This window comes from Weissella sagaensis (genome assembly GCF_010306265.1).
Lineage (GTDB): Bacteria > Bacillota > Bacilli > Lactobacillales > Lactobacillaceae > Weissella > Weissella sagaensis.
In genome coordinates this window covers 518,869-532,815 of record NZ_BLKA01000001.1, presented here as the reverse complement: position 1 = coordinate 532,815, position 13,947 = coordinate 518,869, and the positions used below count along the sequence as shown (strand labels likewise).

Sequence of the window (13,947 nt, the reverse complement as noted above, 5' to 3'; positions counted from 1 at the left end):
AGTATAACTCATTAATTTGTTTTGTTTAACAGAAGTTAAACGAATTTACTAGCGAATTGACTTCGCAAATGTTTTTGTTTCAAGCATAATGCTTGAAGACCCTACACATTTGTTCTATCGAAACGATATTCAGTTTTCAATGACCTACGTCGTTGTCTCGCTGACAACTTAATTTATATTACAGGATAATCAATCGTCTGTCAATAACTAATTTCATTTAATTATGAATTAATTATTTTTGAATGAATGATTACTTGTAATATTGCTGACTCATTTGCCAACTCAATAATAATAACAGGAATCTTAACGTTCGTCAACAGGTTATTATCGTTAATTTTTAACGAACATTGTTTAATTATACATAGCAATTTAATTATAGAAAAAAACTGGTATCTAAATACCAGTTTTTCTATCAATTAGACTTGTAACGCTTCAAAAAATTCACGTGCATCACCCACGATTTGTTGTACATTAGCCGGTGCTGGAATTTTTTCTAAATTAACTGCTAACACTGGGGCTGTTGGTTTAGCATATTGCAATAGTCCTGCGAATGGATAAACAACAAAACTAGTACCAACAATTACAATCAAATCTGCTTGCATCACCCACTGAGCAGCTTGATCTACCTTAAATGGAATTTCACCATATAAAGTAATTGCTGGTCGTAATAAAGCACCATCTGACCGGTATTGTGACTTTAGATATGAAACAACACTATCTGGTTTACCATCAATTGGTGCATAAATATTATATAGAGAGCCATGAAACTCAATAATATTCTTAGCACCAGCTTTTAAATGTAACCCATCAACATTTTGCGTGATAATACGGGCACGATTTTCATTAGTTAATGCAGCCATCTTTTGATGAATAACATTAGGTTGAGCATCTAAAAAGTACATATTGTCCTTCATAAATTGATACATTTTATCTGGTTCTTTAGCCAATGCTTCCGTACTTAAAAGATATTCAGGTGATAACGAAACACCATCATAGATACCACCCTTAGAACGATAATCTGGAATACCCGATGCTGTCGAAACACCTGCACCTGTTAAAAAGACAATGTTTTTAGCATTATCAAATAATTTTTGTGTTTCTGACGTTACTAATGTCATTTCCCCCTCCTTAACGTATTGCAAATGGTTGCCCAATTTTAACCAAAACTTCCTTAACAGGTGTTTGATAGAGCTCTTTAAAGAATTTAGCTAAGTTATCATCTGGCACCGACAAGACAAAACTATTTTGGCCAGATGCCTTCAATAACCCAGCATAAGCTTCTTTGTCAGTATGACGATCTTGCATAGTCAAATGTTTAATATCAAATACTTGTGCTAAAGGCAATCGTAGTTGACGTTCCGATAATACTGGCGTCAACGTTGCAAATTCATCAGCATGAATCTCAGGCAATCCCCAAGTAATCATTTGTTCATCAAACATTTTAAAAGCTGTTACAACAGCCCGGTGGACACCAAAGGCATTTTTAATATCATCAACCTTCATAGCATCAAATATTTTTTGTGCAGCTGTCCATGATTGTGGGTATTGTTGTGCCATGGTTGCCATAATATCATTAGTTTCTTGTGGTACACTATGCAAAAATACCTGTAAATCTAATAACGTTAACAAACGCAAAGCATTTTCACTGTTATTATCAGTTGTTTCTGGCGTTAATGTTTGTTGTACACCACTGACCATCCCCTGAACAACTGCCTGAGTCAACATGCCATGTGATGCTTGCTCACGATAAATAATTGCTCGCAATGCTGGCTGATATAAATGAGTTGACATGACCATCAATTGATCGGTTAAATTAATATCTTGTCCTTTAAGTTGAAAATATATTTGAGGATAACCATTCAACGTCAATAACATTGTCAATAACTCAGCGGTTGCTAAAAAATCAGGTGCCGTACCATCTGTTACTTCAACCATTAATCGTGTTCCAAGCATATCTGTTGAAACTTGGTCATGTGTAATCACACCAGTTGCTGTATCAGTACCACGTAAAATAACTGACCCAGGATATACTGCATTGACTTGATCTAATAATGCTAACGTGTCTTTTGTAAATTTCATCTTATTTTCCTATCTTTAATTTGTTTTTTCTTGGCGTAATTGTTGCAGTAATTCGCTTGCCAATGTGGCATTTATTTTAGGGGCTTCATTTAACTTAGCCACTAATGGTGCAATTTCATCTGCATGTGCACCAACTTGAACTGCTAAAGACTTTGCTTGTAGTGCCATATGTCCAGCTTGAATACCAGTTGAAACTAAAGCTCTAAGCGCTGATAAATTTTGTGCTAAACCAGTTGCTACAATAATGCTTGCCAATTCTTTGGCTGTTGGTTGGCCCATAATATGATGATTTAATTTAACTGCAGGCACAATGCCAATAGAACCACCAACAACCCCTACTGACAAGGGCATTGTCGTTGTTCCAATCAATTCATCATCAATAACCTGCCATGAAACTAATCCTTGATACTGACCATTATGCGCTGCATAAGCATGTAAAGCAGCATTAACAGCTCGCGTATCATTACCACTGGCCAATACAACAGCTTCAATACCATTTAAAATACCCTTATTAGCCGTTACTGCTCGATGTGGTGATAATGTTTCCATATGACTAGCTAATGCAATTTTTTGTGCAACTTCAGTGCCGGACAACCCTTGCTTAGTTGCTAATGCAGCTGTTGGAATTGCAACCTTTGCCGTAATTAATGACTCAGTACCATAATTTGATAAAATCGCCATTAACACTTGGTATCCTTGTTGTCGCAACTTATCTGCAACAGCTTCGGCCATCGTATTAACCGTATTTGCACCCATTGCTTCTTTGGTATCAACCATCACATTAACAGCAACCGTTTTTTCTGCCAATATTTCAACTAAAATACTTTGCGCACCACCACCACGAGCAGCCATTGATGGATGCGCATCATTCGCCCACTTTAATAGTAATTGTTCATTTTTTTGAACATACTCTGATAATGCTGAAATATCTTGCACATTAACTAATAAAATTTGACCACGCATTAAATGCTGTGAAAACTCAGTTTGAACGCCAACACCTTGGCGCATGATACGTGCACCATTATTAGCAGCCGCAATCACACTTGGTTCTTCAGTTGCCATTGGCACATTCACTTCTTGTCCGTTAACTGGTAATTTTAATAACAATCCCATTGGCACACCAAAGTTCGTAATATAATTTTCAACTTGCTGTTCACCAATATGATTATAATTTTCTTTAATTAAATTTTGCTCTGCACTTGTTAATTTTTGATTAGCGGCCAAGATATTAACTCTCTCTGACCAAGAACGTTTATAAAATTGCTGCCAATTTGCCATCACCATATTCCTCTTTATTCAATCTTTTATTAGTTTAACAGTTATTCATGCTTTTTTGCGGTACTGTATTTAAATTTTATACAAAAATATCTCGACATCATCAGCCCAATAATCAGCCAATGATGTCGAGATATTAAACAGTATCACCTACTCAATAGGGGCTGAATCAGCGTCCCATGGTTGAACAGTATATTTTACTTTATTATTTTCATCAATCTGAGCGTACAAGCGCTGTGTTTTATCTTCATCGAAGAAACCTAAATCAACAGCTGGCGCATTGTTTAATACTGTCATCCCCTGCACACTATGCCGAATAACCTCATGTAGAACATGCCAATTTTCTTGATGTTCCTTCGTTTTTTTAACAGCACCTTGCAAGGTATAACCCTCATCTAAAAACTGCTTAATAGAAGCAACCGTTACATAAGCCTTATAATTATAAACACGTGCTTCTTGTTCACCCTCTCGAATTAGGGAAGAGATGATTCCTTTACTTTCCCAATAGCGCAATTGTCGGGTTGAAGCTCCTGTCATTGTTGCTAACTCACCAATCCGAAATTGAAATAACTCTGATTCCAGGGCCTTCATTCGGTATGAATGCTCTCCTGAAAATGCCATACTTTTTCTCCTTCAACCAATTATAATCGTATTAATTGTCAGGTTATTTAACAAATTTGTCAACCTTATTATGGATTTGGCGTATCATCACCACCATCAGTATCATCACCACCATCCGGGTTAACTTGTTGAATACGTGATGTATCTGATTTAGGTTTATCCTTCTCAGGCGCATCTGTTTCATATAATGATTGTGATTTCTTATCATGACGCTGATGCCATAATGATGTTGATTCATCACCTCTTTGTTCATCTAATGTCTTTAGCTTAGCTAAGCCATTTGCATAATTATACTTAGAAGCATCAACAGACTGATATCCCTTTGGCTTATAAAAACGTAGCAAATCTTTTTGATTAAGATTATCGGAGACTTTTAGTTTCTCACGAACTTCTTTTTTGTACTTATCAATCTTATCTTGGACTTCCTTAGATGGGTTTGTAATCACCTCACCCGTTTTATTATCATATAATTCATGGTTAATATACGTATATTCTGGTGTAACAAAATCTTTATCGCGGAAGGCGACCACTTGACTACGCTTTGGACTCAATAAATCTTGACCTAATTGCACATATTTTTTAGAGTCAACACCCAACAAGTGCAATAAAGTAGGCATTACATCGATTTCACCACCATAAGTATGATTAATACCACCACCATGCCAACCTGGAATGTTTATCATAAATGGTACACGTTGTAATTGTGCATTATCATAATCAGTCCATTCATTAGGATCCTTCCCTAATACAGATGCTAGTTCTTTATTCTCTGAATTTGAAATACCATAATGGTCACCATACAAAACAATAATTGAATTGTCATATAGTCCTGATTTTTTTAGATAATTGTAAAATTCACCAATTGATTGATCAAGATAATGGTTTGTCTCAAAATAACCATTAACAACATCAGAATCAGTATCCGTTGTCACAAAATTAGGATCTTTATCTTCATCATCTAAGCTATAAGGGAAATGATTTGTCACTGTTATATATTTTGCATAAAATGGTTGTTGCATTTTTTCTAAATAAGGCACTGAATCATAGAACAATAATTTATCCTTTAATCCATAGCCCATCGCTTTATCACCTGATGTATCATAATAACTAGCATCAAAGAAATACTGGTATCCCATATTCTTATAAACGTTATTACGATTCCAAAAACTCGCATTATTTCCATGGAAGACAGCCGACGAATAACCACCATTTTGTTTCAAAATTGATGGCATTGCTTGGAATGTTTGATCATTTCCCTGTGTTGCAAATAGTGAACCTTGTGGTAACCCAAATGTCGAGGTTTCTAACATATTTTCAGCATCAGATGTTTTTCCTTGACCAACTTGATGGAAGAAATTATCAAACGCAATTGTCGAATCAGAATGATAAATACGATTTAGATTTGGCGTTACTTCTTGATCATTAACTTTTAAATCAAGCGAAAATTGTTGAAATGATTCCAAATGAATCGTAAAAACATTTTTTCCTTTAGCCACACCAGCATATTTAGCATTTGCATCAGCGTAGTTTTTATTAACATAATCTAATACATTATCAATATCTGACTTCTTAGCGGATTTGCGCATCTCAGTAACACCACGCGTTTTAACCCCATCAAATATCGTATACGCATCAATACCCAAATATTTAACCAACATCTTACTATCAAATTGACGTGTGATTAATTGGGGACGATCCGCTTCACCTAATACTAAAGTCGTCATAAAACCAAATATAGCTAAAGTTGATACTGAAAAGCCCAAAAACTTCGAAGTTGCTGTCTTATCAAAACGCATCTTTTTAAATAAAAAGAAAATGATAAAAATCGGAATATCAATCCAATACAATAAGTCATGAATATTCGTTAAGGCAAATCCAGAAGCCCCTAGTCCTTGATTAACTTTATCGTACCCTAGCATGGTGGCAACTGACATAAAATCTGTAAATTCACGATAATAAATGACATTTAAATGCACTAACAGTGTATTTATGATGTACATAATAATCGCAATAGGATAAAATAACTTTGATTTTTTAAAATAAAAAGCAATTCCAATCAGCAACATTGCTAATGGTATCGGATTTAATAGTAAAGTTATCAATTGAACAATGGAAGCTCCTGAATACAGATGAAAATCCATTATATTTGCTAATTGTGTTTTTCCCCAGACCAATACAACTAATAAGACAAAAAAGCCAAAACGTGTATTTATCCAAGAAAAACGACTCTTATGCGCCATAGTTGTTTTTTCTCTTCTTTCTAAAAGTTGTTTGATTAATTTTTAAAATTAGTATCTTGTCAATTATATCGCAAATCATTTTGTGACACCTTACTTCTTTCATAAAATAACTAAATTGCGATAAAATAATAACAATCTATTACCCTAGGAGAAAGCAAATGAACGAAGTAAACTTTAACATAAAACATGCCTATGGCAGTGGTGCAATTAATGATGCAGCACTAATGATTCGTAAACAAGTTTTTGTCACCGAACAAGGTGTACCACTAGATATTGAAATAGATGATTTAGATAGTCAAACCACCCATTATGTTGGCTTTTTGAATGAAACGCCCGTCGTTACTGCCCGAATTGCTGAAAATGAGGCACACACTAACTGGCATGTACAACGTGTTGCAACAGTTAAAGAAGCACGAGGTAATGGTTATGCTGGTAAATTGCTAAAGAAAATTATTACTGACGCACAACAAGCTAACATACAAAGTCTTGACTTAGGTGCTCAAGTCCAAGCCATGGGTTTTTATGAAAAACTTGGGTTCACGGCCACAGGACCTGTTTTCCAAGAAGCAAATATTGATCACCGTCGCATGATTTTCAAAACTGATTTTACCTCATAATTTCACTCAATGATTAATTTACCTCTATATCATAAAAAAGTAGCACATCTCAAAATGTGCTACTTTTTTTGTATCTATGAATTTGCTTGTGTGACATTTTGATAGTCAATTACTGGTTTGATAAATTCTTGATACGATCGTTGTGACAGGTAAGTAAAGGTTGGCCAAAAGCGATCATCAACCATGAAGTTCAAAGCTTTTACGGTTGCTTCCCATAATTTTCTTGCTTTCTCCTCTTGCCCATTTAACGTTAATTTAAGCACTTCTGATAGTTTTTTAACAAATATAAAATAACTACCATAGTCAGGGAACTTATTTTCTTCAATATAACGCATTGTTAGCGTAACATTTTCTGTATCCCCATTTTCTAATGCTAACAACAACATTTGAAAATTTAACAGACCAACATTCCAAACTGCTGCTGGTGCAAAATGATCCATTTCAACTAAACCATAGCCTTCTAACGAGATAATTTTTTCAACCTGATTTGTCATTTCACCAACCATTTTTTTGACAGAATCATATGGCACATGGCGAATAATATTTGCAAATAATAACATATCAGTAGATGAGTATAGCTCACGTTTTTTTAGGAACTTAACGATAGTTGGTCGTGCAATTTCAACCAACCGATATCTTTGGCCAAAATCTACGACTTGCGAATTAATCGCACGCACAACATTTAGTAATAAACGCGTATTATGCGTTTCTTCAAATAAAGCAAGTACTTGATAAACCATATCTTCATTCGGTGTTGTGGTATAAGATTGTAAGTCCAATCCTAACTCTTTAATCGTATCATCTATTAATTCCGGTTGTGTCAGATAAATATGTAATAATAATTCATCATATGACACATCAATTGTCGTCAATAAATTTACAAAAGTCGTTGCACTAACACGACCATTTCCCTTTAGATAATCATACAAACGTGATCTTGAGATATCAACAGATTCTAAAATTCTTGGAATAGAAATATTACGTTTTTTAATAAAATGTATTAAGGCATTCCGAACGGCTTCGGCAGGCACACGATTTTTTTCCATTAATAATTATCTCCCACAACGTATTTCTTATAATTATCATTATACAGCTAATTAAGTACTCTACTAAAAAATTTATAGATTTTATATTAATTATTTTTACTAGATTAGTGACATATAAAAAACGTTTAGATTACTTTTCAATAACCTAAACGTTTTCAACTCATTAATGATGCAATTTAATCTTTAAATCTATTATGATAATTAGCACCTGGGAAATACCAATTTGCTTTACCAAATATTTTAATTGTTGCTGGAATAATTATCAACCGAACAAAGAAAGCATCAAATAAGATACCACTTGCTAATGAAATTCCGATTGCCTTGATAGTTGGGTCTTGAACCAATGCGAAACTACCAAACACAGCAATCATAATTAATGCAGCTGTGATAATAACAGGACCACTCTCTTGTAACCCGGCCTTCACTGCACGCTTATTATCACCAGTTGTAATGTAAACTTCACGAATTCTAGATACCATAAATACCTCATAATCCATTGCTAGACCAAAGATAATACCGATAACAATAACTGGTAAGAATGCTAAGATTGGGGCTTTTTCACTAATATTGAAAAGACCATCCTGCATAATCATAGTTGTTAATCCTAATGAAGCAAACAATGACAAACCAAAGCCGATAATCGCCATAAGCGGAATGATAAATGATTTAAACATGAACATTAATAGGACAAATGCCAAAATCATAACAATTCCCGTAAACATTGGAATAGCGTTATTTAACTTTTCCGAAATATCGATATTAACGGCATTTGTTCCCGTCAACGTTATCTTCGTATTATCACTCTTTTGCAATGAATCCGAATAGCCGTTAATCTTTTGGGCTAGCTTTTCAGTTTTAGCTGATGCTGTATTTGTCTTAGGCATCACAATAACTAACGCATACTTTTTATCCTTGCTAATTTGTGCTGGCACATCTGATATGGCAGCTTTTTTAGCTTCTGCCGTAGCCTTAGCTTGATATTCTTGCGTTGCTTTTTGAATTACTTGTTGTTGCTCCGCTTGACCAGCAGTTGGATTAGACTTCATTAAGTCCATCATCTTAGCTTGTACATATTTTTGACCATCAGCCTTAATCTTATCTTGCATTGCTGGTGATTTATACTTTGCAACAGCTGCTTCATCAACAACCGGCGCTAACATTTTCACATTATCCATCTTAGCAATGTGATCAGTAGTCTTCGTTAGAATTTTCTTATTTTGGGCATCAGAATTTGACGTATCTAATTTCACAACACCAACCAATGTTGCGTTGTAACCATCACCAAATTTATCTGCTGTCATTTCGTACGCTTGACGTTGTGTTGTATTTTTAGGTAATGCACCATCAAAAGGCATTCCCAAACGCATGTGTGACACTGGAATCATAAAGGCACCCAGCACAATCACACCCAAAATAACCATAATAATGGGATGATTAACAATTGATTTAGTCATAAAGCCATCTTTTTTAGTCTTCGTTGACTTAACAACTTTATCAGATGGCTTAACAAACTTATGCAACAATGAAATTAGCGCTGGTAATAGTGTCACAGCTGATAATACTGCAAAGACAACACCAACAGCAGCAGCGATTCCCATCTGTGTTAGGAAATCAATACCAACTAATGACAATCCAACAAGTGCGATAATAACTGTAATACCAGCAAACAAGACTGAACTTCCAGCACTTGATAGCGTAACTGCCATTGCCTCATCTTCTGATATTACCTTACCGGTTTTATGTAATTCATTTTGTCGACTTGTTTTTAACTCACCAATAAAACGATGCAAAATAAACAACGCATAATCAATACCAACTGCCAAACTAATCATGATTGATAATGTTTGGGCAACACTGGCAATTGAAAAGATATTTGTTCCTAGCATTACCACAATTAATCCACTTACTAGGCCAACGATTGCCGTAATAATTGGCAAACCAGCCGTTATAAATGACTTAAATAATACGATCAATAGAACAAAAGCGATCAAAATTCCAATAACTTCTGATGTACCACCAATGTCATAATCTTGCATAACATTTCCTGAATAAGCAACTTTCAGGTTGTTTGACTTTACCTTGTCATTCGTGATTTTTTGAATATCATTTACAACACTCTTTGAAACATTGCTAGCTTCTTTTTTGAATGTAATACTGATAATCCCGGTTGTCTTATCTTCACTAATTATTTGTGAATCATAAGGGCTGGTAATGGTCTTAATGTTGTCTTGATAATCAGCTTTAATCTGTTTAACAGCTGCATTAATTCGCTTCTTATCAGCCTGTGATTGAATACTATCATCTTGCTTATTTTGCACAACAATATTCATTGTACCGGCATCAACCGATTGATTAAATTCTTTCTTAAGAACACTTTGCACATCCGTTGATGGCACACCTGAAATCTTCAAGTTTGTATTAAAATGAGATCCCATGGCAACCAAACTACCAATAAAAACAATTAATATTACCACCCAAGAAAGTAGGACTTTAAATTTATTATTATAAGTCCATTTACCAAACCTGGCTAAAAAATTATTCATCTATTCTTCTCCTCCATATTAAACTATTACTTTATAACTTAATTGATTTTGGTAATGGTGTCCATGTACAATAAATGTGAAGTGCACACGTTTTAGTCATCGGAAAGGATTTATATGAATAATTTAAGACAAAAACGAATGAATAAAATCATTTTCACAAGTTTCAAAGAATTATTACTAGAAAATAAGTTTTCAGATATTAGTATTACCATGATTGCTAACCAAGCGCTTATTCATAGAAATACCGTTTACCACCACTTTACCGATAAATATGATTTACTAAATAAATATATTGAGTACGAAGTTCAAAATTTTCCTATTGATTTTAGCGATTTTGAAACACAACCCTTCAAAAATATACATGATTTATTTATCGCATCGTTTGAAAAGATCATGCATTACCAACAAGATGATCATGATTTTAACTTAATTATCCAAAATTGTTTCTTAAAACTAATTGTTAATGCCCAAAATAATGACCAAATTTTTTGGTTTATTGGTAAAATTGCAGGAATTTTGCTATGGAATGATTTTCATAATAGTTATTACGATTTGATTCGAGATTATCGAGAGTTGGATAAAATTTATCAAACAAATCGCTTTCCTGACGTGGATTAATTTATTCTATTAGAATACTGAATCTTGATATGCCTCTCCATATTAGCCATCTCTTTTTAGAGGCATTTTGTGTGGCAGACTAGTTATAACTGATTGGCTTTTTAGTCTTTCAATAAGTTATTTGCTAAATATTATCAAACCTTTTTTAAATAAACTGAACCCCGTAAGTTTTGGAAATACCGCCAACTTATGGGGTTCAGTTTATATGCGTCGTCTAATGTGACTTATTTTGTTACTCATTAAAAACCTGCTATTTAATAACTACTATTTCAAATAGCTAGCGGGCTTTTTCACTTCAATCTTTGTACCATCATACATATCCTTAATGTATTTTTGAATAGCAGGCTCATGATATAGCGTGACTAATTTTTGATAATCTTTTTTATCCTGATTACTAATATCAGCAGCTGTCGCTAAAATATTAATATTTTGTCGTGTACTCTGATTAATTTTTTCATGATATAACGAGTCTTTCAAAACATTTAGATTTCCTTCTAAAGCGATTGTATTTGAAATCAACGCTGCATCAACACTATTTAAAATTCGTGGTCCAGTTGTATCATCTATCTTTTTAAACTTCAAATTACGTGGATTTGCAACAACATCATCTGTATTTCCCAGAGAATCAAAGCCAGCTTTTAATTTAATCAAACCGGCATCTTGCAATAATAATAAACCACGTGAAGTATTTGCTGGATTATCAGCTATCGCAATTGTTGCACCAGTCGGTATCGCTTTAATTGTTTGATATTTATCTGAATAGATCCCCATTGGTTCTAAATAAGTTGTGCCTAAATTGATTAATTTATGTTTTGGATTCTCATGATTATATGACTTCAAATATGAATAAGACTGAAAAGCATTCACATTAACATTATGTTCTGCTGTTGCATTATTTAATTGGACACCGTCGTTAATTTGCTTAACTGTTATCTTTAAATTAAGTTTTTTTGCTTCTTTACTTTTGGCAATATGTTGCCAAACTTCATAATCACTCCCCATTGAACCAATCGTAATCTGTTCCGGCGCATGAGCTATTTTGTACGTATTATAAGTATGCAGACCAACTGATAGAACACCAAGAACCACCAAACTACTGATAAATATCAGCCAATTTTTAACTTTCACAGCCCAGCCTCCTGTATTTATAATTTGCTAATTTTAAAATCGCACAACTTTTTTTGCAATCCAATCACCAAGTACTTGGACAATAAACACCATTACTAAAATAATTAACAATGCTGCAATCGTGACATCATTTTCAAAACGGGCATATCCAACACTAATTGCAATGTCACCTAACCCACCTGAACCAATTGCACCCGCCATCGTTGTTAATCCTAATAAACTAATAATTGTCACAACCGAAACACGAATAATATCTGGTAAACATTCACGTAAATAAATATGATAAATAATTTCACTAGTACTTGAGCCCATCGCTTGTGCAGCTTCAATTACTGATGGTTCAATGCTTAAGAGTGCGTTTTGAATTTGACGTGCATAAAATGGGAAAATACCGACAATCAATGGTACTAACGCTGCTGGCGTACCAACGGTGGTTCCAACAATATACTTTGTTATCGGTGCCATAACTGCTAATAATATAATAAACGGTACTGAACGTAGTAAATTAACCAGTTTATCTAAAAAATTATAAAATGGTGGGTCAGCATTAATACCATCTGGTTGTGTCACGACTAGAAAAATACCAGTACCCAGACCCAGGACGCCCGCAATTAGAGCCGACCAAAATGTCATATACACCGTTTCCCACGTTGCTTGTAAAAATTGTGGCCAAATTGTGACAATATTTGGAAACCAATTAGCTAGCATAGACGCGCTCCTCTCCTGTAGTAAAATCAGTTACAATAACCCCAACACTGATTAAATAATGCAAGATTGTTTCAAAATGTTCGTTTGATGCAGTTAGTACAATTAACATGTAGCCTAATGATAATTGCGCAACTTTTTGAACATTTGCAAATAAAATACTAGCTGACACACCATATTTAATTGCTAAAGCTGAAATAACCGCCTCACTAGTAACTTCACTAGAAAATCGTAAATAGAGTAGCCGTTCATTACGTTGTAATTTTTCAATTAATTGGTCATCGCTAATTTGTTGGCGCATTTCTGTCACATTAGCTGCTGATTCCACAAATTTTTGTGTTAATGCTTTTTTAGGATTTGTAAATAATTCACCAACAGATCCTTGTTCAATAATTTGGCCGTTTTCCATCACTGCAACATTTTGACAAATTGACTTAATAACTTGCATTTCATGCGTAATCAAAACAATCGTTAGTCCCAAGCTTTCATTCAACTGCTTCAATAATTGCAAGATATCTTCCGTTGTTTGTGGATCTAATGCACTAGTGGCTTCATCACTGATTAATACATCAGGATCATTGGCCAATGCTCTAGCAATTGCAACACGCTGCTTTTGGCCACCTGATAATTCATCAGGATATGCCTGAGCGTATTCAGCCAGACCAACTAATTTTAATAATGCTAATGCCTTAGCATGCCGTTTTGTGCGTGACATCTTCTGATTTAATAAAGGATACGCAACATTATTTAAAACCGTACGTGACCGTAATAAATTAAAATGTTGAAAAATCATCCCTATTTTTTTACGCACACCACGTAATTCTTTATCACGTAAAGACAATAAATCTTGTCCCAAAATATTAACAGAGCCTGCATCAGGTCGCTGTAATAAATTGATGATACGAACTAAAGTACTTTTACCGGCACCTGAATAACCAATAATGCCGTAAATACTGCCTTTTTCAACCTGCAATGACACATTATCTAGTGCAACTAAATTTTCATTATTGCGTTTAAACGTCACGTTTATTTGTTGTAAATCAATCGCGATATTAGGTGCGCTCATTTACTAGTT

General features: G+C 34.3%; 12 protein-coding genes. 2 read left to right on the top strand and 10 right to left on the bottom strand.

Translation table 11 applies throughout. From position 1 onward, the window contains the following. Positions 1–416: 416 nt before the first annotated feature. From G7Y65_RS02680 to G7Y65_RS02660, 5 genes are all read right to left on the bottom strand, one after another. Positions 417–1,118 (bottom strand): NAD-dependent protein deacylase, encoded by a 702-nt coding sequence (locus G7Y65_RS02680; RefSeq protein WP_042492364.1) that lies wholly within the window; start codon positions 1,116–1,118, stop codon positions 417–419. Between the two features lie 10 nt (positions 1,119–1,128). Further along, entirely contained in the window at positions 1,129–2,079 is a 951-nt protein-coding gene (locus tag G7Y65_RS02675; RefSeq protein ID WP_042492363.1) for a hypothetical protein, read from the bottom strand. 15 nt (positions 2,080–2,094) lie between these two features. Then, positions 2,095–3,357 (bottom strand): hydroxymethylglutaryl-CoA reductase, degradative, encoded by a 1,263-nt coding sequence (locus G7Y65_RS02670; protein WP_042492361.1) that lies wholly within the window; start codon positions 3,355–3,357, stop codon positions 2,095–2,097. A 147-nt stretch (positions 3,358–3,504) separates the two neighbouring features. Further along, positions 3,505–3,975 (bottom strand): MerR family transcriptional regulator, encoded by a 471-nt coding sequence (locus G7Y65_RS02665; protein WP_042492360.1) that lies wholly within the window; start codon positions 3,973–3,975, stop codon positions 3,505–3,507. 68 nt (positions 3,976–4,043) lie between these two features. Then, entirely contained in the window at positions 4,044–6,215 is a 2,172-nt protein-coding gene (locus G7Y65_RS02660) for an LTA synthase family protein (RefSeq protein WP_165314525.1), read from the bottom strand. Positions 6,216–6,373: 158 nt separating this feature from the next. Between G7Y65_RS02660 and G7Y65_RS02655 the strand changes: the two genes are divergently transcribed. Further along, on the top strand, positions 6,374–6,832 hold the full coding sequence (locus G7Y65_RS02655; protein WP_042492355.1) for a GNAT family N-acetyltransferase: 459 nt from the start codon (positions 6,374–6,376) through the stop codon (positions 6,830–6,832). Positions 6,833–6,906: 74 nt separating this feature from the next. Here the strand turns inward: G7Y65_RS02655 and G7Y65_RS02650 are convergent, their stop codons facing one another. Further along, complete coding sequence (locus G7Y65_RS02650; protein WP_042492353.1) at positions 6,907–7,878, bottom strand: helix-turn-helix domain-containing protein; 972 nt, start codon at positions 7,876–7,878, stop codon at positions 6,907–6,909. Between the two features lie 176 nt (positions 7,879–8,054). Next, positions 8,055–10,421, bottom strand: a complete 2,367-nt coding sequence (locus G7Y65_RS02645; protein ID WP_042492352.1) for an MMPL family transporter — start codon at positions 10,419–10,421, stop codon at positions 8,055–8,057. A gap of 138 nt (positions 10,422–10,559) precedes the next feature. Between G7Y65_RS02645 and G7Y65_RS02640 the strand changes: the two genes are divergently transcribed. Continuing rightward, entirely contained in the window at positions 10,560–11,039 is a 480-nt protein-coding gene (locus tag G7Y65_RS02640) for a TetR/AcrR family transcriptional regulator (protein WP_165314524.1), read from the top strand. Positions 11,040–11,303: 264 nt separating this feature from the next. Here the strand turns inward: G7Y65_RS02640 and G7Y65_RS02635 are convergent, their stop codons facing one another. Genes G7Y65_RS02635 through G7Y65_RS02625 form a run of 3 tightly spaced genes read right to left on the bottom strand, consistent with a single transcriptional unit; the run spans position 11,304 to position 13,938 of the window. After that, on the bottom strand, positions 11,304–12,167 hold the full coding sequence (locus tag G7Y65_RS02635) for a MetQ/NlpA family ABC transporter substrate-binding protein (RefSeq protein ID WP_042492348.1): 864 nt from the start codon (positions 12,165–12,167) through the stop codon (positions 11,304–11,306). 33 nt (positions 12,168–12,200) lie between these two features. Next, on the bottom strand, positions 12,201–12,875 hold the full coding sequence (locus G7Y65_RS02630) for a methionine ABC transporter permease (RefSeq protein ID WP_042492346.1): 675 nt from the start codon (positions 12,873–12,875) through the stop codon (positions 12,201–12,203). Then, the gene (locus tag G7Y65_RS02625; protein WP_042492344.1) at positions 12,865–13,938 is read right to left on the bottom strand and encodes a methionine ABC transporter ATP-binding protein; all 1,074 of its coding nucleotides are present in this window, start codon (positions 13,936–13,938) and stop codon (positions 12,865–12,867) included. The genes G7Y65_RS02630 and G7Y65_RS02625 overlap by 11 nt, the downstream gene beginning before the upstream one ends. Positions 13,939–13,947: the final 9 nt, after the last annotated feature.

Coding starts and splice junctions, on each gene's coding strand:
- G7Y65_RS02645 (WP_042492352.1), bottom strand. CDS start 10,421: ATGAATAATTTTTTAGCCAGGTTTGGTAAATGGACTTATAATAATAAA.
- G7Y65_RS02665 (WP_042492360.1), bottom strand. CDS start 3,975: ATGGCATTTTCAGGAGAGCATTCATACCGAATGAAGGCCCTGGAATCA.
- G7Y65_RS02650 (WP_042492353.1), bottom strand. CDS start 7,878: ATGGAAAAAAATCGTGTGCCTGCCGAAGCCGTTCGGAATGCCTTAATA.
- G7Y65_RS02675 (WP_042492363.1), bottom strand. CDS start 2,079: ATGAAATTTACAAAAGACACGTTAGCATTATTAGATCAAGTCAATGCA.
- G7Y65_RS02660 (WP_165314525.1), bottom strand. CDS start 6,215: ATGGCGCATAAGAGTCGTTTTTCTTGGATAAATACACGTTTTGGCTTT.
- G7Y65_RS02655 (WP_042492355.1), top strand. CDS start 6,374: ATGAACGAAGTAAACTTTAACATAAAACATGCCTATGGCAGTGGTGCA.
- G7Y65_RS02640 (WP_165314524.1), top strand. CDS start 10,560: ATGAATAAAATCATTTTCACAAGTTTCAAAGAATTATTACTAGAAAAT.
- G7Y65_RS02680 (WP_042492364.1), bottom strand. CDS start 1,118: ATGACATTAGTAACGTCAGAAACACAAAAATTATTTGATAATGCTAAA.
- G7Y65_RS02625 (WP_042492344.1), bottom strand. CDS start 13,938: ATGAGCGCACCTAATATCGCGATTGATTTACAACAAATAAACGTGACG.
- G7Y65_RS02630 (WP_042492346.1), bottom strand. CDS start 12,875: ATGCTAGCTAATTGGTTTCCAAATATTGTCACAATTTGGCCACAATTT.
- G7Y65_RS02670 (WP_042492361.1), bottom strand. CDS start 3,357: ATGGCAAATTGGCAGCAATTTTATAAACGTTCTTGGTCAGAGAGAGTT.